Here is a 21,729-nt window from a genome sequence, read left to right on the forward strand (position 1 = left end):
TATGAACTTACGAGGAAGAAATAAGATCAGTCCCGAATTCAGTATGAGTTCCATGACCGATATTGTATTCCTGTTGTTGATCTTTTTCATGCTTACTTCGCCAGCAATAACTCCCGAAGCTCTTGATCTTATTCTTCCCAAAGCAAAGGGAAAGACCACTACCAAGCAGAACGTGGCTGTAAGTATAACTAAAGATTTACAGGTCTATATCGATAAGGAGCGTGTAAGTAACAGCGCCCTTGAAGCGCGGCTTAAAGAAGCTCTGGCGGGGGTAGAAGACCCCACCATTATACTTCGTGCAGAAGAAGGGGTGCCTATTGAAAAGGCAGTGAGCGTAATGGATATTGCAAACAGAAACCGATATAAGATCGTTTTGGCAGTCAAACCTGAATAATTTTGGGTTTTCCATTCAATTGTGGAACTATGTTTGCTAAATGAATTCTAGAACAAGATCAACGTGAAGTACCTCGAGACAGAACATGAAAGAAAATCTATGGCGATTACAGTAGTACTACATGTATTGCTGATCTTGTTATTGCTTTTCTTTGGGTTCACTTATCTTGATCCTCCTCCAGAAAATGGAATTGCCATCAACTTTGGAACTTCCGATGTTGGTTCTGGTAATGAACAACCCTTGGAGCCTGTAAAATCTTCTCCGCAGCAAACCAGCACTCCTGTTACTCCTGTAGAAACGAATATCAAGGAAGAAGTAGTTACCCAGGAAGTTGACGAAGCCCCGGTTGTAGAAAAGAAAAAAGAACAGAAAGTAGTTCAAAAAGTAGAGGAGCCGGTAAAGAAGAAAGAGGAGCCTGTAAAAAAGCCCAATCCGCAACCATCAAAGTCTACAACAGATGCATTGAGCAGTATTCTTAATGGTCCGGTAAGTGATGGACAGGCAAGAGGTGGAGAAGGTAATGACGAAGCCGCAGGTGATAAGGGCAGCCCCGATGGCGATCCTAATGCAAAATCTTACTACGGTACCGGAATGGGGCTTGACGGAGATGGAAATTATCGTCTTGGAGGGCGTAAAGCACTCAATAAAGAGAAATTCGTTCAGGATTGTAATGAATCTGGAATTGTCGTAGTACAAATTGAGGTAGATCGCAGCGGGAGAGTGACCCGAGCCATTCCCGGCGTGAAGGGAACAACAAATAATGCTACCTGCTTAACAGATCCGGCTAAAAGAGCTGCGTTGGCCACAAGGTTTAATAGTGATTCCGATGCGCCTGCAAAACAAGTAGGAACCATCATTTATAATTTTAAACTTTCCGAATAATCCGAATGACCTATTCAGAAACTGTGGAATGGATGTTCCGGCAGTTGCCCATGTACCAGCAGGTAGGGAGCAAAGCTTACAAAGTTGATCTTTCCAATATAAACAAGTTAGTTACTCATCTTGACCATCCACACGAGCTTTTCAGGAGCATTCATGTTGCAGGGACAAATGGGAAGGGTTCCGTTTCTCACATGCTCGCTTCGGTACTTCAGGAAGCAGGATACAAAGTTGGGCTCTATACCTCTCCCCATCTCAAGGATTTCAGAGAGCGCATAAGGTTGAATGGTGAGATGATCTCAGAAGAGGCAGTAACCAATTTTATTCATACGAACCGATCTTTTTTTGAGCAGGAGCAGCTTTCATTTTTCGAGATGACCGTAGGAATGGCTTTCCAATTCTTTGCTGAAGAGAAGGTGGATATTGCTGTTATTGAAGTTGGCCTCGGCGGAAGGTTGGATTCAACAAATATTATCTCTCCTGAAGTTTCGGTGATCACAAACATAGGTTTTGACCACGTAAGCATCTTGGGAAACACTCTTGCTGAAATTGCTTCAGAAAAAGGAGGTATTATAAAACCTGAAATCCCAGTGGTCATTGGCGAATATCAGGAGGAGACGATGCCCGTTTTCAGGAGGCTCGCCCAAGAGAAGGAGGCTCCGCTTTTTGTAGCGGAAGAATTCAGCGGTAAGATTTATGGATCAGATTTAAAGGGCAGCTATCAGCAGAAAAATATTCGTACGGTATTACAGACTCTGGAGATACTTCGGCACAAAGGTTGGGAAATAGACGCTTTCGTAACTGAAAGAGGTCTCAAAAATGTCATTTTTAACACCGGACTAAGAGGAAGATGGGAAGTTATACATGAGCTGCCAAAAGTAATTTGCGATACTGCACATAATAAAGAAGGTTTAATATATGCCATGAAGCAGTTGCAGGAGTTGAAGTATGACAAGCTGCATCTGGTTATTGGAATGGTTAACGACAAAGATCTGGAGGCTGTTTTACCGTTATTCCCCAAATTTGGACATTATTACTTTTCAAAACCAAATGTTCCCAGAGGTCTCGATGCAGGGGTCCTTCAAGAAAGGGCGGCTGAAAAAGGCCTTTTTGGAACCGCATTTATTTCTGTTTCTGTTGCTTATGCTGCAGCTCTTTCTAATGCTTCCCACAGGGATGTGATCTATGTGGGAGGAAGTACTTTTACAGTAGCAGAAATTATTTAATTTTTTTGAAAATTTTCTTTGTGTAATTGAAATTGTGGTCTATATTTGCATCCGCATTCAGAGAGAGACATACACTTGAAGAAAGCGACGTTCTTAAAGAGATTAGGGCAATTAGCTCAGTTGGTTCAGAGCACCTCGTTTACACCGAGGGGGTCGGGGGTTCGAATCCCTCATTGCCCACAGAAATTCAGGCTTCCTCTAGGAGGCCTTTTTTGATTTAAAGAAAGGGTGATTAGCTCAGCTGGTTCAGAGCACTACCTCGACAAGGTAGGGGTCACTGGTTCGAACCCAGTATCACCCACAAGTAAAACATAAGAAGCCTTATAGACACTAAGTTTATAAGGCTTTTCTATTTTCAGGGGTGGAAAAGGGGCGGAATGAAGCCTGTTATATTTTTAGAAATCATTAATAACATGTTATTATCCTCAGAAATTTACCGGTAAAATATACATCAGTTATTATAATAAGTTAACCATAATCTGCAAATCAGCGCTTTACATAAATGAACTGAAATACAATTAATGATGAAATTTTTGTATACTTACCTATTATATTAAATCAACCTAAATCAATTGAAATGAGCTTTTTAAAGAAATACAATCTATTTGCTTTTGCCCTATTTTTGGCAATTCTGATTACCACGATAAGTTGTAGTAATAGTGATGATGCTGAATCACCTACGACAAATGCAACAATTCGATTAAAGGCCACAACAACTAGTTCCAGTACAGCCAGTAAGACAGCCAATAAGTCAAGTTTGGAAACTAATGACCTTGTGTTTAATTCTGGTTATATTGTAATAAGGGAGATTGTTTTTGACGGACAAAATGGATCAAATTCGGTTTCAAGAACAAAGGAACAAATTGCAACAATTAATTATGCAACTGGGGTTGTTTCACCAATAGTAGAAATAACAGTTCCAGCTGGTTCTTACACAGGTGTGAACCTTGGCATAGAATTGCAAGATGAAAATGATAGGCCAACAGTAGTGATTGAGGGAACATATACGAATTCAAGCGAGGACATATTACCTATTCGTTTTGAATTCAATAGCGGCGAAGTATTTGAGGCAAATGCCTCAAGTGTGGAAATTGAGCCTGGTGCAGATCTTATTGGAAAAGTAACTTTTGATGCATTAAGTTGGTTTAGTACAGTCAGTGCTAATCAATTAGATAATGCAAATTTAACCGATGGTGTTATTGTTATAAGCGAAACAAGCAATTCGGCTATATTTGACATAGTTGCTGACCGTTTAGATGTTGAAACTGAGGCAGTTTTCGAATAAGATTTTTATTTTTAAATCAAGGCTGAATAGTAAATTCAGCCTTTTTTATTTTAATATAGGATGTCAGTGGACAAAAAGCCAGTGGCTAACAACGCATATTTGCAATTGTGACTATGGAGCTAAAAGAAAATTTAATATAAATCAGGAACTAAAATACTAAATCGGACAAATCCGTTTTTCACTACCACACCTGACGAATATACGAGACGGATCTAATATTTCTTGAGTTTAGTTGCTTCACATCAAAGGCTGAAGTGTCCCTTCGGTCTCGGCTTCAAAGGAACTTTAGGAAATAGAAAAACCCTGCAGGTCGTTGACCGTGAAGGGTTTTTCTTTGTAAAAGCTAACGTACTCCGGTTCGAATTATATTAATTCTAAAACTCTCTCCAGCGCCATTCCTCTTGAGCCTTTAATGAGGATGATTCCTGCATTAAATTCTGAAGGTTGAAACCACTTTTGAAACTCTTCAAAAGTGGCAAATTTCTTCACCTTTTCTGAGGAAGTAGCAGTCGTGCTAAAATTGGCTCCAATTACAAAAGCTTTACTGATGGTCGATTCCTCGATATTTTTAATCACCTGCTCATGTTCTTCTCTGGCGACAAGACCCAATTCAAACATATCTCCCAAAATGGCGATTTTTGGAGCCAGGTCCATGTTGTTCAAATTCTCCAGGGCGGCCGCCATACTCGAAGGGTTGGCATTATAGGCGTCCATGATGATCTTCCGGTTGTCTTTCAGGATGATCTGGGACCTATTGTTCCGCGGTAAATATTCTTCCAGCGCCTTAGAGATTTGATCTTCGGGTACTTTAAAGCGCGTAGCGATAGTATAGGCTGCAGCCATATTAATGCTGTTATACGCCCCTGTAAGATTTCCGGTAATCTCTTTTCCGTTTACTTTAATTCCGGCAAAGGAATCGCGGCTGCAGAGCTCCAGTTCGACGTCGGCACCGCAATTGGTCCCGAAGGTGAACGTATGCATGTAATTTTCCTCCATTTTCTGCAAAGGATCATTTAGGTTTAAAAAGAGGAGCTTTTCTCTTTCTTTTAGATGCGTGTACAACTCTTTTTTTCCTTTGATCACTCCTTCGACACTACCGAAACCTTCAAGGTGAGCTTTTCCGAAGTTTGTAATATATCCATAGTCGGGTTCTGCAATACCGCATAAGAAAGATATTTCCTGTTGATGGTTGGCGCCCATTTCAACTATGCCCATTTCGGTATCCCGGGTCATGGAAAGGAGGGTGAGAGGCACTCCTATGTGGTTATTCAGATTGCCGGAGGTGGCAACGGTTCTAAATTTTTTTGAGAGTACGGCATTGATCAATTCCTTGGTGGTGGTCTTCCCATTGCTGCCGGTAAGGGCAAGGATTGGTATATCCAGATATCTTCTGTGATAGGCAGCGAGTTGTTGCAGTGCCTTTAAGGCGTCCTCGACTTTTATGAATTTTTCATTTTTATTTCTGCGTGTTTCGTCTACTACCGCAAATGCGGCTCCTTTTTGAAGTGCGTCTTCCGCAAAATCGTTGGCATTAAATTTCTCCCCTTTTAAAGCAAAGAAGATGCTGTTCTCTTTGATTTTCCTGGTGTCGGTGCTAATACCCGAACTTGCTAGAAACAAGTTATGTAAATGTGATATGTCCATTAGAATTTTGATATAAAAAAAGCCCTAATAAAATTAGGGCCTTTACATTTATGTTTAGGGAATTAATCCTTTGCAGTTTTGTTCTTTTTGAGGGATTTTGAACCAACTCTTGACATAGCATTTCTAAAGCCAATATAGTCTGTCGCCATATCCTGGGGGAAGAATCTTCTTTGAGCAGGATCCAACCAGTAGGCACGGTCTCTCCAGGAACCTCCTTTATATACTCTTACATTGTCATCTACTAAGGTGGTACGTCCGGTAGACTGGTCATATTGGAGGCTCTGACCGCCAAGACTATCTACAGTAGCTGTGTGTACAGGAGAATTATACATACGTTTGGTAGGATCTGCCTCAGCTTCATCTCCAAAAGTACTGTAATATCTGGTAGATCTTTGATCTCCATCCCTGAAGTTACGGTTATCACTTTCGTTGAAATTTGAACGTAAATAAGTGTCTTCTGGAGTAATTGGTACTGTCTTTATTTCTCCCGGAAGATTTCTGGCTACAATTCTACCATTGCTTAGCGTGTCGTATTCAATCTCATCTACTCCTAAAACCTTTACAGAACCATCTTCAGTAATAGCGTGTTTGGTGTAGACATTTCCGCGGTAGTAGTTAAAGTCGTTGAATTCATCATCTACGATAGGACGATATACGTCAGCAACCCATTCTGCTACGTTTCCGGCCATATCGTAAAGGCCAAAATCATTTGGTTCATAAGATTTGACTTCTGCAGTAATATCTGCTCCGTCATCGCTCCATCCGGCAATTCCGCCGTAATCTCCGTCCCCTTGTTTAAAGTTAGCCATTTGATCGCCGCGGCTTCTTGCATCTCCACTTCGGGTGTACTGGCTATCCCATGGATATTTTTTTCTTCCACGGTAAACGTTATAATTTCTAATTCCTACAAGTGCTAATGCTGCATATTCCCATTCGGCTTCGGTAGGAAGGCGATATTCGGGAAGTAAGACTCCGTGCTTTCTCTGAACGAATAAGTTTGTACTGTCGGCAGTCATAAATCTATCAGCTTTGTTTCCGCCGCGAAGAATACTATCATTACCTCCGTAAGCCTGTGTTGGGGCATTCAAATAAGTTTCGGTACTGAAACCTTGTCCCGGTTCGGCAGCAAACCTGGCGCCTTTCAATGTAAAGCCTTCTTTTTCCAGCCTAAGTTCATTTACTCTGTCGGTTCTCCACTTGCTAAACTCTACTGCCTGAATCCAGCTTACTCCCACTACCGGGTAATTAGCGTATGCCGGGTGGCGCAGGTAATTATTGGTCATGGTTTCATTATAGCCCAGTCTGTTCCTCCATACAAGAGTATCTGGTAAGGCACCATTGTAGATGTTGCGATATCTTTCTTCGCTTGGAGGATATACTCTTTTAAGATAATCCAGATATTCCAGATACATAAGGTTTGTTACCTCGGTCTCATCCATGTAAAACGACTGTACGTGCTGCTGGGTAGGAGTATTATTCCAATCATGCATCACATCATCCTGGACGCGGCCCATAGTAAATGTGCCTCCTTCAACAAAGACCAGTCCGGGACCGGCCTCCTGCTCATCATAATCGGCGTTATAGTTGAAACCGCCTTCTTTGGAATTTATATCCCATCCTGTGGCGCGGGAATTGTCTTTATAATCCCTTGAGTTGTTACAGCTGAATAAACCTACGCTAACAGCGATGGTAAAAAGAGCTTTTACAGCAACCTTATTTCTCATATTCACAATGTCTTTTGTAGCAATTTTGGCTTTGCAATATAGTAATTAACGCAAAACTATCAAGTTTATTTCAGTAGAAACAAGAACCTGTAGTTTGCTGTAAATCTTTATGATAACGCAGGTGATGAGAATTTATTTCTTAAGGGGTAGAGAATACTTTCTTTTCCTGGTTTGCGGCAAAAGTAATAGTTTTTCCAATATAATCTATCTGTTTTAAAAGGTGATGCCGTCCATCTTCTTCCTTAATATAAAGAATGTCAAAATCAATTCGAGCCCCAGGATTTAGGTAATTTAAATGAAAATCTGAGATTTGATATAAGCTTCTGTTAAACTATACGTTATGTTAGAAGAAAAAGGAGAAATTCGAGAAACTGAATATTTTTTAAACTTTTCGGGTATATTTGTTAATTATTACCAGTCTTATGAAAAAATTATCACTCTTAATGTTATCGGCGATCTTACTATTTTCAGGGCAAGTTGAGGCCCAGGAGGAGCAGGATCGGGTAATAACGACGGCTGTCCCCTTTTTATTAATAGCTGCAGATGCCCGTGCAGCAGGAATGGGTGACCAGGGAGTAGCGACACCTGTTGATGCCTTTTCTCAACAGTGGAATCCCGCCAAATATGTTTTTGCAGAAAATCAACAGGGATTCGGAGTGACTTATACGCCTTACCTCAGCGAACTGGTAAATGACATATTTCTTGGAAACATTACCTACTTTAACAGGATAAGTGAAAGAAGTGCCTTTGGTGCCAGCTTTAAATACTTTAGTCTTGGAAATATAGAAGCTCGTGAAGCTCCAGATGACCTGCCATTAATTTTAAGCCCTAATGAATTCACATTAGATCTTTCTTACTCCTTAAGATTAAGTGAGCGCTTTTCTATGGCAGTAGCTGGAAGGTATCTTCGGTCCGATTTGAAGTTAGCTCCTGTAGATGCAGATGCTACGGCAGCAAGTACTTTTGGAGTTGATGTAACTGCTTATTACCAAAGTGGCTTGATCGACTTCACTCAGTTCGACGGAAGATGGAGAGGAGGGCTTGCCATTTCTAATGTTGGTCCAAAAATAAAATATGATGAAGGTGGTCAGGAAAATTTTATTCCTACTAACCTAAAAGCAGGTGCAGGGTTTGATTTCATTTTAGACCTTCAGAACCGAATAGGAACCTACGTGGAGTTTAATAAACTGCTTGTTCCTACACCACAGGATTTTGACGGCGATGGACAAATAGGGCCAGAGGATAATGAAGAATATAATTCCATTGGAGCTATTGAAGGTATCTTTAAATCTTTTGGAGATGCGCCCAACGGTTTTAATGAGGAGGTGAAAGAAGTCACTTACGCTCTGGGTGCGGAATATGTTTATGATGATGTTTTTGCGCTTAGAACAGGATATTTTCATGAAAGTCCCGAAAAAGGCTCCAGGGAATTCATCTCCTTTGGTGCCGGATTTAAATACACGGTCGTAAATATTGATATTTCCTATTTATTTTCCACCTCTCAGGTTGTAAGTCCTCTTGAAGGCACCTTGAGGTTTGGACTTACCTTTAATTTTGGCGGACAGTATAACGAATTCTAATCCAGATTTTAAAGTGTAAACCTGTTCTGGTAAAATTATTAACTTTACGGCTGTTAACAGCAAATATTCACTCCCGGGCTTTTCGAAGTTGCGGGAGCTTTTATCTAGAGAAATAACCTAAATGAAAAAAATAACAATTAGTGCCGATCTTGAGGTCTACGATTCAGAAAATGAATTGCCACAAGATGTTCAAAGTCTAATGACACAAGCTATAGAGGCTCGGGAAAAATCATACTCTCCATATTCGAAATTTAAAGTTGGAGCTGCTCTTTTTCTTGAAAATGGCGAAGTAATTACCGGAAGTAATCAGGAAAATGCTTCTTATCCGGCAGGACTTTGCGCCGAAAGAACTGCAATCTTCTACGCGGGCGCAAAATATCCAGGGATAAAGATCGAGAAAATAGCAATTAGTGCACGGTCTGAAAATCATCATGTAGAAATTCCAACACCTCCCTGCGGGTCCTGCAGGCAGGCAATTGCCGAGTATGAAGTGAAGCAGGAGGAACCTATAGAGATCTATTTTATGGGAGAAAAAGGCAAGGTAGTTAAGGCTAATTCCATATCAGATCTTCTGCCTCTTATTTTCGACAATTCCTATCTATAACGTTTTCGCGGTTTTTAGAGAGAAACTGTTTTCAGATCATAATGAAAATAGTATTTTTGTGTTTCGCTTGGCACAAGCATTGCTTAGCCGTAAAAATAAGTAGTTAAATGAAGAAAATTACAAAAGCCACTTACCTTAAGTGGTACGAGGAGATGCTGTTTTGGCGCAAGTTCGAAGATAAACTTGCCCAGGTCTATATCCAGCAAAAAGTAAGAGGGTTTTTACACCTTTACAATGGGCAGGAAGCAATTCTTGCGGGAGCTTTACATGTAATGGACCTTTCTAAGGATAAAATGATCACCGCTTATCGAAACCACGTTCAGCCAATTGGAATGGGTGTTGACCCAAGAAAAGTAATGGCCGAGCTTTATGGAAAGAAGACGGGGACATCTATGGGAATGGGTGGTTCAATGCACATCTTCTCAAAAGAACACCGTTTTTACGGCGGGCATGGAATCGTAGGAGGACAGATCCCTCTTGGTGCCGGTTTGGCTTTTGCCGACAAATATTTTAAAAGAGATGCGGTAACACTAACCTTTTTAGGAGATGGGGCAGCAAGACAAGGTTCTCTTCATGAGACCTTTACTATGGCTGTAAAATGGAATTTACCTGTAGTTTTCTGTGTTGAAAACAACGGTTATGCAATGGGAACTTCAGTGGCTCGTACTTCTAAAAACACAGAGATATGGAAGCTTGGTTTAGGTTATGACATGCCATGTGGTCCTGTTGATGCGATGAACCCCGAAAAGGTTGCCGAAGCACTTGATGAGGCCATTGTGCGCGCCCGTAAGGGAGAAGGCCCAACCTTTCTGGAACTTAAGACCTATCGTTACAGAGGTCACTCTATGAGTGATGCTCAACAGTATCGAACCAAAGAAGAAGTGGCCGAGTATCAGAAAATTGATCCTATTACGCAGGTGAAGGATATCATTAAGAAGAACAAATACGCTACAGATAAGGAGATCAAGGAGATGGACAAGCGGGTGAAAGATCTCGTTGCAGAATGCGAAAAATTTGCTGAAGATTCTGATTTTCCTGAAGTACAGACCATGTATGATGTGGTTTATGAGCAAAAAGATTATCCGTTTTTACCCCATAAATTATAATTTATTATGGCTGAAGTAATTAAAATGCCACGGCTTAGTGACACCATGGAAGAAGGGGTGGTAGCTAAGTGGCTTAAGCAAAAGGGAGACAAAATAGAAGAAGGAGATATCCTGGCCGAGATCGAGACTGACAAGGCTACCATGGAATTCGAATCTTTCTATGAAGGAACCTTGTTGCATATAGGAATTGAAGAAGGAGAAACCGCACCGGTAGATGCACTTTTAGCCATTGTTGGAGAAGAAGGGGAGGATATTTCCTCACTTTTGGATGGTGCCGGTGAAACAACTTCGGAAAAGTCAACTTCTGAAAAAGAAGGAGCCGCAGAAAGTACAGCACCTTCTGAAGCAGAGAATACTTCCGAAGAAAGTGAAATTCCTGAAGATGTTGAGGTGGTGAGAATGCCTCGCCTTAGTGATACAATGGAAGAAGGAACTGTAGCCACCTGGATCAAAAAAGAAGGGGATGAGGTTGAAGAAGGTGAAATTCTGGCAGAGATAGAAACAGACAAAGCTACCATGGAATTTGAATCATTCTATTCCGGGACTTTGTTACACATAGGAATTCAGGAGGGAGAGACTGCCCCTGTAGATGCAGTACTTGCTATCATTGGCCCAAAAGGTACCGATGTTTCGTCAATAGTTAAAGGAGGTGGAACGGCCAAGCCGGCAGCCCCTAAGAAATCTGAAGAAAAGAAAGAAGAGAAAACTGAAGAATCCTCAAGTGCTTCGGAGGCTGCATCAGGTTCAGCTTCAGACGGAGGAAGGATCTTTGCTTCCCCTCTTGCAAAAAAGATGGCCGATGACCTTGGGATCAACCTTGCTGAGGTTAAAGGTTCTGGTGAAAATAATCGTATTGTTAAGAAAGACATCGAGAATTATAAGCCTTCAGGAAAAACTGCAGAGGCTAAACCTGCTGCTCAACAACTTGCACAAGAGGCTCCGTCTTCAGCACCAGTACAATCCTACACTCCTGTAGGAGAAGAGAGCTTTGAGGAGATTAAGAATTCTCAAATGCGCAAGACTATTGCAAAAAGACTAGGAGAATCCAAATACAGTGCACCTCATTATTATCTTACTGTTGAAGTAGACATGGCCAATGCAATGGCTAATAGAAAACAGATCAATGAAATTCCAGATGTAAAAGTGTCTTTTAATGATCTTGTTATTAAAGCTTCGGCGATGGCCTTGAGAAAGCACCCAAAAGTGAATTCGCAATGGACAGGTGATACAACAAAGATTGCTAGACACATCCATATGGGCGTTGCAGTAGCAGTAGATGAAGGGCTTGTGGTTCCTGTTCTAAAATTTGCAGATCAAATGTCGCTTACCCAAATAGGCGGGCAGGTGAAAGAGCTTGCAGGTAAAGCAAGAAATAAGAAACTTCAGCCGCAGGAAATGGAGGGCAGTACTTTTACCGTTTCTAACCTTGGAATGTTTGGGATCACGGAATTTACCAGCATCATTAATCAGCCGAATTCTGCTATTCTTTCAGTAGGAGCGATTGTTGAAAAGCCAGTAGTAAGAAATGGGCAGATCGTAGTTGGGAATACTATGAAACTTACTCTCGCCTGTGACCATAGAACTGTAGATGGGGCAACCGGCGCACAGTTCCTGCAAACCTTGAAAACTTATATCGAAAATCCGGTAACTATGCTCGCATAAGAACCGGTTTAAGCATATTAGGAAAAATCCCGCTTCTCGCGGGATTTTTTTATCTTTAGCCACATGATGAAAAAAACCTTTTCCTGGCTTTTAGCCTTAAGTTTTCTACTCCACTTGGGCTGTGGGCAATCAAAAGATGTCTCCAATGAAGCAGTAGTTCCTTCCGAAAATAAATTAACTCCCGAAAACAGCATTTTAGAGGAGGAAGTTGCAGCTAGCTTGAAGTACCTTTCTTCAGATGAACTGCAGGGAAGGGAAACCGGTACAGCTGGGATTGAACTGGCTGCCCAATATATTGAACAGGTGTTTGAAACTCATGCTGTAAAACCCTTTTTTGAGACCTATCGGGATTCTTTTGAAGTAAAGGAAGTTACCGGATATAACATTGTTGGCGTGGTTGAGGGAACAGATCCCGATCTTAAGGATGAATTCATCATTATTGGGGCTCATTATGATCATGTTGGACAGGCAAAAGTGGTAGAGGGAGACAGTTTGGCTAACGGGGCGAATGATAATGCGTCTGGAACGACTGCTGTACTGGAACTGGCGAAATATTTTGCTGCAAGGGCTCCAAAAAGGTCAATTTTGTTCACTCTTTTTTCTGCGGAAGAAATGGGACTTGTTGGAGCAAAAGAACTTGCAGGAAGGTTAAAGGCCCAGGGTATTGACCTTTACGCGATGTTCAACATAGAGATGATTGGTGTGCCAATGACGGGAAGAGACTACCAGGCTTATATTACCGGCTATGAGATCTCCAATATGGCCGAAAAGTTCAATGAATATTCTCAGGCACAGGTGCTTGGTTTTCTGCCAGAGGCTAAACAATACAGTTTATTTCAAAGAAGCGATAACTATTCCTTTTACCAGGAATTTAATGTTCCGGCACAGACAATATCTACTTTTGACTTTCAGAATTATCCTTATTATCATCATGTGGATGATGAGTTTGAATTTATGGATGTCAACCATATGGAAGAGTTGATAGAAAATCTAATTCCTGGTTTAACAGCTATGGCCAACACTGCCGAAAAGGAGATTAAACTCAATTAGGATGAAGAATGTGATCATCACAGGAACCAGCAGGGGGATTGGTCTGGAACTGGTAAAGATTTTTTCTGAAATGGGCCATAGGGTCCTGGCTCTTTCACGAAAAGCTGAAACAGTGAAAGATCTGCTGCTTGAGAATGTAGAAGCGTTCCCCTTTGATATTACCAAGGAAGAAGATTTACGGCTAACTGATGATTTTGTAAAAGAAAACTGGGGGCATGTGGATATCCTGATTCACAATGCGGGACTGCTTGTGAATAAGGAGTTTGAGAAGCTTACTGCTGAAGATTTCGAAAATGTTTATAAGGTCAATGTTCTTGGTGTGGCTGCGCTTACGAAAAAAATACTGCCGTTCATGCCAGGGAATGGTCATGTTCTAACCATTAGCAGCATGGGAGGAGTACAGGGTAGTATGAAGTTTCCAGGGCTCGCGGCTTACAGCTCCAGTAAGGGAGCTGTTATAACCCTAACCGAGATCCTGGCAGAAGAGTACAAGGAAACCGGACCTTCCTTTAACGTTCTGGCTTTAGGCGCTGTACAGACTGAAATGCTGGAGGAGGCCTTTCCAGGTTATAAGGCTCCGTTGCAACCACAAGAAATGGCCAAATACATAGCCGATTTTTCTCTTGAGGGAAATAAATTCTATAATGGTAAATTGTTACAGGTCTCCAGCAGCACTCCGTAATTAATGAAGAATATTCTAGAAAAATATATTCCTACACATGCAGTTGAGCCGGTCTTTGGGTTGATTGAAGCTAATCATATTCATTTAAAGATCGTCAATGAGAGGAAGACGCGACATGGAGATTACAGGCGTATGCCTGGTGGCGCACATCAGATCACGGTGAATGCCAATCTCAATAAGTACAGGTTCCTTATTACCCTTATCCACGAAATAGCCCATCTGCTGGCATTTGAAAAATTCGGAAGGTGGATAAAACCTCATGGCGAAGAGTGGAAAAAGACATTTCAGAGATTAATGCTGCCTTTTATTCGTCCAGAGATCTTTCCGGCGCAATTGCTCCCCGTGATCGCAAGACATTTCAGAAATCCTAAAGCCAGTAGTGATACAGACGCACACCTTTCTGTAGCCCTAAAACAATTTGATGAAGAGAACGACAAAAATTACATATTTGAGATCCCGGCCGGAGGTATCTTCAGGATATATAATGGGAAGATATTTAAAAAAGGAGAACGTCGTATAAAAAGGTACGAATGTGTGGAGGTGAAAACTGGAAGGATCTATTTATTTCAGCCCAATGCAGAAGTTGAACTTTTAAAGGCAGCCAATTAGTATGAGGGAGAATAACTATGCAGTGATAATGGCAGGTGGCGTGGGTTCCAGGTTCTGGCCAGTAAGTACAGCTGCTCATCCAAAGCAATTCCGCGATCTTCTTGGAAAAGGGGAGACCTTGATCCAAACTACGTTTAAACGTCTTTCTATTGTTGTGCCTGCACAGAATATTTATATCCTCACCAATGAAGCCTATGAGGATCTTGTAAGGGAACAACTGCCTCAGATTAATGAAGAACAGGTGCTCCTCGAACCGGTTATGAGAAACACGGCACCTGCTGTTTTACTGGCGGCGTTAAAGATCAGGAAAAAGAACAAGGACGCTGTAATGATCATGGCTCCAAGTGACCATTGGATCGAAGATGAATCTGCCTTTGCTTTAGATGTTGAGACTGCTTTTGAAGCGGCACGAGATGAGCCAAAGATCATTACCCTTGGAGTTACCCCTACATTTCCTAATACCGGATATGGTTACATTAAGTACGATCCAAAGGAAAAGGGAGAGGTGAAGTCAGTCAAAACATTTACCGAAAAACCGGGTTATGAACAGGCCAGGCATTTTATTAGCGGTGGAGATCACCTTTGGAACGCCGGGATCTTTATATGGAACGTCGACTTTATTGTGCGGGCCTTCAGGAAAAATCTTCCCGAAATGTTCCGGATCTTTACCAGAGACACCGATATTCTGAATACTTCGGAAGAAAAGAAGTTTGTCAAGGATACCTATCCGGCGGCAGAAAATATCTCAATAGATTACGGAATTCTCGAAAGGGAAAAAGGAACGGTTTACGTCATCCCGGCTTCCTTTGACTGGAACGATCTTGGAACCTGGGGTTCTGTTCATTCTGAAAGTCTGAAGGATGAGCACGAAAACGTAGCGCTAAACGTGCGCCTGTTAGCTGAAAACAGCAGCGGAAATATCATTACCTCCGATAAGAACAAGGTGGTCATTATTGATGGCCTTAACGATCATATCGTGGTCGATGAAAACGAAATATTATTAATTGTGCCAAAGAGCAAGGAACAAGAGATCAAAGATATCAGGAAAAAGGTGCAGCAAAAATTTGGGGAGAACCTGGGGTAACTAATGGAAAACAGTAATGATAACAGTGCCACAATACCTTCAGAAGAAGGAAACAGGGGGCAGACCGTCTTAAGGGAGATCAAGAACTTTTTTAGAGAACTCCTTGACATCCATGACGATACCGACAGAGAGACTACTCTGGAAACTGTAAAACGGGATATCTCCTTCAAAGGGCATAATGCCTGGATCCTCATCTTTTCCATTTTTGTTGCCTCTATAGGTCTTAACGTGAGCAGCACTGCAGTGGTCATTGGAGCGATGTTGATTTCTCCTTTAATGGGTCCAATTGTAGGCATAGGCTTTTCGGTGGCTATCAATGATATTGATACTTTGAAGCGTAGTCTTGTGAATCTTGGAGTTATGGTTTTTCTAAGTGTGCTCACAGCATATCTCTATTTTTTGATCTCTCCAATAAAAGAGGAAACCCCAGAACTTGTCGCACGAACTTATCCTACTATTCTAGATGTGCTGGTGGCTATCTTTGGTGGAATGGCGCTTATCGTAGCTAAGACTAAGAAAGGAGCTATTGCCAGTGTGATCATGGGCGTTGCCATTGCAACAGCTCTTATGCCGCCGCTCTGCACTGTGGGATATGGTCTGGCTACTGCCCAATGGGAGTACGCAGGAGGTGCGCTTTACTTGTTTTCAATAAATTCAGTCTTTATTGCGCTTTCTACTTTTTTAGTGGCTAAACTTCTAAGGTTTCCGCTGGTGAAATATGTTAACAGCAAACACCGCAGAAATACTGCCCGTCTTGCTTCTCTTATCGCTGTTCTGGTGATGATTCCCAGTATCGTTCTTTTTGTTAACCTCTTGAGAGAGCAGGTATTTGTGAGCAAGACCAAAGAGTTTGTTCATGAGGTGATCAACTTTCCCGGTGCCGAGGTCGTAAAATTTAGTCAGGATTATAAAACGAAGATCATTGAGATCTACCTTATCGGAAAAACGGTGCCTCAAGATCAAATAGAGAAGTGGTCGGAAGAGATCAATGACATTCCTAATCTAGAAGATGTGGTGCTGGAAGTGCATCAGGGTTCAGATCAAAGTTCTGAACTGGCAACGAGACTTTCATCTGAAGTCCGGGCTGGTATTCTTGAAGATCTCTATGTTAGGAATCAGCAGGTGGTAGAAGATAAGGATGCCCGAATAAAACTGCTGGAACAGGAGCTCGTGAAGTATCGAAATACTGGGATTCCTTTTGCAGCTATTGCACGGGAAGCCAAGATCAATTATTCGGGTATTGAGGAAATGAGCTATGCAAATAATCTTACCACTAACTTTTCAAAGATAGATACAATTCCCACTTTCAATATCCGTTGGGCATCTAACGTGAGAAATTCAGCACGGAAAGCTGAAATGCAAAAACTTGAACAGTGGCTGCAGGTAAGGCTGCCTTTAGATACTTTGGTAATACGGTCATTAAACTAAAACCCCTGATTCTGAGCCTTACGAACCTTCTGAAAAAGATCTGAAGAATAGACGAACTCAGTCACCGATTCATTATCGGTCTTGAAAATGACATTTTTGTCACCTTCCCATTCCAGCTTTCCGCCTTTTAGAAAGACGATCTTTTCTCCTATTTCAAGAACGGAATTCATGTCATGGGTGTTGATCACTGTAGTAATATCGTATTCCCGGGTAAGTTCAAGGATAAGGTTATCGATAACTGTTGCTGTTTGAGGGTCAAGACCCGAATTGGGTTCATCACAGAACAAATACTTAGGTTTGTTAACTATTGCACGTGCAATGGAAACACGCTTTTGCATCCCTCCGCTTATTTCGACAGGAAATTTTTTATGCTGGGCTTCGGCAAGGTTTACACGGTCCAGCACCTCCTTTACTCTTTTGATCATTACAGACCTTCTTTGGCGGGTAAACATACGCAGGGGAAACATCACGTTCTCCTCTACGGTCATAGAATCAAAAAGTGCACCTCCCTGAAAAACCATTCCCATTTGCTGCCTTAGCTCCCTTTGCTCTTCGTCTGAAAAGGAGGAATATGGACTTCCATCATACAGGATCTTGCCTTTATCGGGCCTGAAAAGACCTAAAAGGCATTTCAGAAAAACTGTCTTTCCTGCCCCAGATTGTCCAATGATAAGATTCGTTTGGCCCTTAGGAAATGTGGTTGTAATTCCCTTCAGGATCTCTTCTCCATCAAATGCCTTTCTTATGTCCTGTACTTCTATCATTAGCTTAGCAGTAATTGGGTTACAATGTAATTGGTGATGATGATCACGACACTCGTCCACACGAAGGAGGTGGTACTGGCCTGTCCAACCTCAAGTGCGCCTCCTTTCATGTAATAGCCATGATACGAAGGAATCGTAGCGAGGATCATTGCAAAAAGGAAAGTCTTGATAAAAGCATAAACAAGGTGGAATCCCTGGAAATCCTCCTGCAGGCCTGTGATAAAATCTTCAGAAGAAACAAAGCCGCCAAGCACTCCGGCTGTATAGGCCCCAAAGATCCCGAGGAACATTGAAATCGCGATCACAAAGGGATAGGTAAGCATTGCAATAAGCTTTGGAAAAACCAGGTAGTTCAGCGAGTTAATTCCCATGACTTCGAGGGCGTCAATTTGCTGAGTTACCCGCATACTTCCTATACTCGACGTAATGTAAGAACCTACCTTTCCTGCCATAATAATAGAAATGAAAGTGGGAGCAAATTCCAGGATCACCGACTGTCTTGCAGCAAATGCGATCAAGGTTCTGGGAATAAGAGGGTTGTTGAGGTTTAAGGCCGTTTGGATCGCAACTACTCCACCTATAAAGAAGGAAATAAAAGCTACAATTCCCAAAGAACCAATAATGAGATCATCTATTTCTTTAAAGATCAGATTCGTGAGAACCGATCTTTTTGTCATTCGTCCGAAGACTCCTTTTAACATCAAAAAATATTCCCCAATAGACTGCAGGTATCTCATTTTATGCTTTTGTAGGGGCTAAAATACTAATTTTTTGAACCAATGTATTTAAGCTTAACTTAATCTTTAAACTCGTCAAACTTCGTATTTTTGTCCAAAATTTCAAGATGAAGTATTTTTTTCAAGCCCTATTCTTACTTTCTTTTTTTACAGGCGCTTTTGGACAGGAAAAAGCTCCGGATTCCTTTGATTCGGAAAAGGATCTCATGGCAACTCCAAAACTTGTGGTTGGCGTTGTAGTAGATCAAATGCGATATGACTACCTCACCAGGTTCTGGAATAGATTTGGGGAGGGTGGATTTAAAAGATTGATCTCTGAAGGATTCAACCTGCGCAACAATCATTTCAATTATATTCCTACATATACGGGTCCCGGTCATGCTTCAGTTTATACAGGTACTGCGCCAGGAGATCATGGCATCATTGGGAATGACTGGTATGATAAGTTCACTGGACAGTATGTTTATTGTGTAGGAGATTCCCTAGTTACTTCCGTAGGGACAAACAGTACCGCGGGGCAAATGTCTCCACATAGATTGATCACCACCACTGTGGCCGATGAGAACAGGCTGCACACCCAAATGAGAGGTAAGACCATAGGAATTGCCTTGAAAGATCGGGGCGCCATTCTTCCGGCTGGTCATACAGCCAATGCGGCTTACTGGTTTCACGGCAGGGATGAAGGGAAATGGATTACCAGCTCTTTTTATGCCAGTAAACTGCCCCAATGGGTTGAGAAATTCAATGCTTCCGGGAAAGCAAAATCCTATTTGAAGGAGTGGAAAACTTTGGGAGAAGTAGATTCCTATATCGAAAGCGGAACAGACGTAAACGAATTTGAAGGTGGTTTTACAGGAAAATCTAATACCGGATTTCCATATGACCTTGCGGCTTTAAAGGATCTTAACGGAGGGTATGAAATTTTAAAAGCAACACCCTTTGGCAACAACATCACCACAGATTTTGCGATCGCGGCCATAGATGGAGAGGAGCTTGGAAAAGATGAAAATACAGATTTCTTAACTGTCAGCTATTCTTCAACAGATTATATTGGTCATAATTTTGGAGTGAACTCTAAAGAGGTGCAGGATGCCTACCTGCGTCTCGATAAGGATCTGGCTCATTTACTCAAGGCCTTAGATCAAAAAGTAGGGGAGGGAAATTATACGCTCTTCTTAACTTCAGACCATGGAGGTGTTCATGTACCGGCTTATCTTGAATCTGTAAAGATCCCGTCAGGGTATTTCAGCTTTCCGAAGCTTAGAGAGGACCTCAATTCCTTCCTTTTCAGTAAATACGAGACGAACAACCTTGTCGAAAATATTTCGAATAACCAGATCTTCTTTGATTATGATGAGGTTCTGAAAATGGAGGTGCAGGCAGAAACACTTCAGGAAGAAGTCGCACATTTCCTGTTACAGTATGACATGATCAACAAGGTATTTACCAGAGATCAATTACAGGCGGCGAGTTTTTCAGAAAAAATAGCTTCGGCAGTAGATAATGGTTTCAATCAAAAGCGCAGTGGAGATGTGGTGCTGGTTCTCGACCCTTCTGTGATTTCCTATTCCCGAACCGGATCTACGCATGGTACCGGAAATAACTATGACACTCATGCTCCGCTAATTTTCTTCGGAAAGGGCATAAAAGCAGGGAACAGCCTTGAACGAACAGAAATTGTAGACATTGCGCCTACCATCTCGGCTTTGTTAGGTATTCCATTTCCCAATGGCGCTACGGGAAAACCTTTATACATGGTGTTTAAAGAATAGATCAAAAGAATTTTGACAGCATTTTTTTATAGCGGAGCCTTCTAATGAAGGCTCCTTCTTTTTCACTCACCAAAAATGGCATTTTTGAAGCCTTTGCTTTTTGAAAACCCTGGAGATAATCCAGCACCAACCTAGGCTCCTTCTTTTTAAGAGCGAGCTTGACTGAAGCAATTATAGTGATCAACCAGCCATAGCGGAGTTTGTAAAATGCTTCTCCCTGTTTCCACTTCGCCGTCTTGTTATATGTAAAACCGGTAGGGCGCAGATGTTTTACTAACAAATTGGGATCGGTCTTTATCTTCCAGCCATGATATTGCGCCAGTAGTTCATCAACGGTATCCCAGCCCATTGAGGCCTTGAGTCCGCCAATATCCTTATAACAGGCTTTTCTATAAGCCTTCAGGGCACCCCGGATATGATCCTTACCAGTGAGGCTTTCGAGAACCCATTTTCCCCGAACCTGAACCTGGCAAAATCCGCCGCACATGCCAAGACTTTTATCAGCTTCAAAGTGGGCCGCAAGAGAAGCCAAATAGTGCTTCGGAAAAATAAGATCGGCATCGAACTTACAGATAACATCGTACTCTTCATCCAGCTGCTTCAGTCCCTTATGGAATGCGTTGATCACCTTACTTCCCGGAAGATGAGCTTCAGAGGAAAGGCTTTTGACCAGTCTTACAAAAGGAAACTTTTCTGAAAAGCGCTCAACAATAGAGGCGGTACTGTCGGTACTCTGATCATCTACTACAACCAGCTTCTTCGGAAGTAAGGACTGGCTGGTCAGAGATTCAAGGGTTCTGAAGATATTTTCGGCTTCGTTGTGTGCAGGAATTACAATGTATATTTTCAAAGCCTCGGAAAGTTTTTGCTAAAATAATCGAATTTGTAGAACTGCTTCAGGATGAAGTTTCTATTTCAGGTAAATGAAAAGAAGAAATACTTCAGAAGTATAGGTGTCAAAAAAGGTATTTTCAGGGCTTCTTTCTTTCAGCATAAACGGCGTAATAACGCGGCATAAATTTCCGAAGCAAGGGCCTCAATCCAACTTTTTTTACAGGATTTGTCCACTTGTGCCGATCCTTAATTTCCCACCCGGCCTTTTCCAGTAACCAGTCGAACTGCCAGTCTTCAAATTCGTGATAATGCCTGTCCCATTGATCTGTCTTACTGCGATAGGCGGGAGAAAACCATAGTCTAAGCGGTACACTGGCAACAAGTTTCTCTGCCTTGATCTCCCGTAACACATTGAACGGGGCAACCAGGTGTTCAAAAATTTCAAATGCAGTCACAATTTCAGCAGAAGAATTTCGAACGACCTCTGTTTTAAGATCAAGATCTTCTCCCTTAGTGTTGGCAACGTCATAACCCCGTGCCTCCATTACTTCCGAAAAAGGGTTTCTTACCCCAAGATCCAGAACTGATGCAGGAGCAGGAGCTACTTTCTCTAAAAATTGTATGGTTTCTTTATATCTTTTGTTCGGAAAGCTGTTTTCGTACAT

At 41.8% G+C, this 21,729-nt stretch carries 20 protein-coding genes and 2 tRNA genes; 16 read left to right on the forward strand and 6 right to left on the reverse strand.

The features are described 5' to 3' along the window. Window position 1 precedes the first annotated feature (1 nt). The 6 genes from HC175_RS13340 (at window position 2) to HC175_RS13365 (ending at window position 3,784) form a co-directional block, all read left to right on the forward strand. A complete protein-coding gene (locus tag HC175_RS13340) occupies window positions 2-394 on the forward strand; it encodes an ExbD/TolR family protein (RefSeq protein WP_168139004.1) in 393 nt (130 codons plus the stop codon). A gap of 63 nt (window positions 395-457) precedes the next feature. After that, complete coding sequence (locus tag HC175_RS13345; protein WP_168139005.1) at window positions 458-1,276, forward strand: energy transducer TonB; 819 nt, start codon at window positions 458-460, stop codon at window positions 1,274-1,276. A 5-nt stretch (window positions 1,277-1,281) separates the two neighbouring features. Further along, window positions 1,282-2,499 carry a bifunctional folylpolyglutamate synthase/dihydrofolate synthase gene (locus tag HC175_RS13350; protein ID WP_168139006.1) on the forward strand — a complete coding sequence of 406 codons (1,218 nt, stop codon included), beginning with the start codon at window positions 1,282-1,284 and terminating at the stop codon, window positions 2,497-2,499. Window positions 2,500-2,604: 105 nt separating this feature from the next. Continuing rightward, window positions 2,605-2,679 (forward strand) — tRNA-Val (locus HC175_RS13355). Window positions 2,680-2,725: 46 nt separating this feature from the next. Then, window positions 2,726-2,800, forward strand: a tRNA-Val gene (locus HC175_RS13360). 276 nt (window positions 2,801-3,076) lie between these two features. Next, a complete protein-coding gene (locus tag HC175_RS13365) occupies window positions 3,077-3,784 on the forward strand; it encodes a hypothetical protein (protein ID WP_168139007.1) in 708 nt (235 codons plus the stop codon). A 363-nt stretch (window positions 3,785-4,147) separates the two neighbouring features. On the opposite strand, the gene HC175_RS13370 is transcribed toward HC175_RS13365, so the two are convergent. Next, entirely contained in the window at window positions 4,148-5,428 is a 1,281-nt protein-coding gene (locus HC175_RS13370) for a UDP-N-acetylmuramoyl-tripeptide--D-alanyl-D-alanine ligase (protein ID WP_168139008.1), read from the reverse strand. A 62-nt stretch (window positions 5,429-5,490) separates the two neighbouring features. Continuing rightward, window positions 5,491-7,152, reverse strand: coding sequence for a gliding motility lipoprotein GldJ (gene gldJ, locus HC175_RS13375; RefSeq protein ID WP_168139009.1), 1,662 nt, complete (start codon window positions 7,150-7,152; stop codon window positions 5,491-5,493). 422 nt (window positions 7,153-7,574) lie between these two features. Here gldJ and porV point away from each other — a divergent pair, with 422 nt between their 5' ends. The 9 genes from porV (at window position 7,575) to HC175_RS13420 (ending at window position 16,957) form a co-directional block, all read left to right on the forward strand. Continuing rightward, the gene (porV, locus tag HC175_RS13380) at window positions 7,575-8,732 is read left to right on the forward strand and encodes a type IX secretion system outer membrane channel protein PorV (RefSeq protein WP_168139010.1); all 1,158 of its coding nucleotides are present in this window, start codon (window positions 7,575-7,577) and stop codon (window positions 8,730-8,732) included. A 121-nt stretch (window positions 8,733-8,853) separates the two neighbouring features. Further along, window positions 8,854-9,336: a cytidine deaminase gene (gene cdd / locus HC175_RS13385; protein WP_168139011.1), complete on the forward strand. Its 483-nt coding sequence runs from the start codon at window positions 8,854-8,856 to the stop codon at window positions 9,334-9,336. 107 nt (window positions 9,337-9,443) lie between these two features. Further along, on the forward strand, window positions 9,444-10,442 hold the full coding sequence (gene pdhA, locus HC175_RS13390; protein ID WP_168139012.1) for a pyruvate dehydrogenase (acetyl-transferring) E1 component subunit alpha: 999 nt from the start codon (window positions 9,444-9,446) through the stop codon (window positions 10,440-10,442). A gap of 6 nt (window positions 10,443-10,448) precedes the next feature. Further along, window positions 10,449-12,104 carry a pyruvate dehydrogenase complex dihydrolipoamide acetyltransferase gene (locus tag HC175_RS13395; protein ID WP_168139013.1) on the forward strand — a complete coding sequence of 552 codons (1,656 nt, stop codon included), beginning with the start codon at window positions 10,449-10,451 and terminating at the stop codon, window positions 12,102-12,104. 66 nt (window positions 12,105-12,170) lie between these two features. Further along, window positions 12,171-13,154 carry a M20/M25/M40 family metallo-hydrolase gene (locus tag HC175_RS13400; protein ID WP_168139067.1) on the forward strand — a complete coding sequence of 328 codons (984 nt, stop codon included), beginning with the start codon at window positions 12,171-12,173 and terminating at the stop codon, window positions 13,152-13,154. Window position 13,155: 1 nt separating this feature from the next. Continuing rightward, on the forward strand, window positions 13,156-13,836 hold the full coding sequence (locus tag HC175_RS13405) for an SDR family NAD(P)-dependent oxidoreductase (protein WP_168139014.1): 681 nt from the start codon (window positions 13,156-13,158) through the stop codon (window positions 13,834-13,836). A gap of 3 nt (window positions 13,837-13,839) precedes the next feature. After that, window positions 13,840-14,445 (forward strand): SprT-like domain-containing protein, encoded by a 606-nt coding sequence (locus HC175_RS13410; protein WP_168139015.1) that lies wholly within the window; start codon window positions 13,840-13,842, stop codon window positions 14,443-14,445. Window position 14,446: 1 nt separating this feature from the next. After that, window positions 14,447-15,529, forward strand: coding sequence for a mannose-1-phosphate guanylyltransferase (locus HC175_RS13415; RefSeq protein WP_168139016.1), 1,083 nt, complete (start codon window positions 14,447-14,449; stop codon window positions 15,527-15,529). Window positions 15,530-15,532: 3 nt separating this feature from the next. Next, window positions 15,533-16,957 carry a DUF389 domain-containing protein gene (locus HC175_RS13420; RefSeq protein WP_168139017.1) on the forward strand — a complete coding sequence of 475 codons (1,425 nt, stop codon included), beginning with the start codon at window positions 15,533-15,535 and terminating at the stop codon, window positions 16,955-16,957. On the opposite strand, the gene HC175_RS13425 is transcribed toward HC175_RS13420, so the two are convergent. Both HC175_RS13425 and HC175_RS13430 read right to left on the reverse strand, forming a co-directional pair. Further along, entirely contained in the window at window positions 16,954-17,721 is a 768-nt protein-coding gene (locus HC175_RS13425) for an ABC transporter ATP-binding protein (RefSeq protein ID WP_168139018.1), read from the reverse strand. The two genes, HC175_RS13420 and HC175_RS13425, sit on opposite strands and share 4 nt — an antisense overlap. Continuing rightward, the gene (locus tag HC175_RS13430) at window positions 17,721-18,458 is read right to left on the reverse strand and encodes an MlaE family ABC transporter permease (protein WP_168139019.1); all 738 of its coding nucleotides are present in this window, start codon (window positions 18,456-18,458) and stop codon (window positions 17,721-17,723) included. The genes HC175_RS13425 and HC175_RS13430 overlap by 1 nt, the downstream gene beginning before the upstream one ends. A gap of 107 nt (window positions 18,459-18,565) precedes the next feature. On the opposite strand from HC175_RS13430, the gene pafA reads away from it, so the two are divergent. Further along, window positions 18,566-20,230 (forward strand): alkaline phosphatase PafA, encoded by a 1,665-nt coding sequence (pafA, locus tag HC175_RS13435; RefSeq protein WP_168139020.1) that lies wholly within the window; start codon window positions 18,566-18,568, stop codon window positions 20,228-20,230. Window position 20,231: 1 nt separating this feature from the next. Here the strand turns inward: pafA and HC175_RS13440 are convergent, their stop codons facing one another. Beyond that, on the reverse strand, window positions 20,232-21,080 hold the full coding sequence (locus HC175_RS13440; protein ID WP_168139021.1) for a glycosyltransferase family 2 protein: 849 nt from the start codon (window positions 21,078-21,080) through the stop codon (window positions 20,232-20,234). 121 nt (window positions 21,081-21,201) lie between these two features. Beyond that, entirely contained in the window at window positions 21,202-21,729 is a 528-nt protein-coding gene (locus HC175_RS13445; protein WP_168139022.1) for a class I SAM-dependent methyltransferase, read from the reverse strand.

The organism is Salinimicrobium oceani (assembly GCF_012037645.1).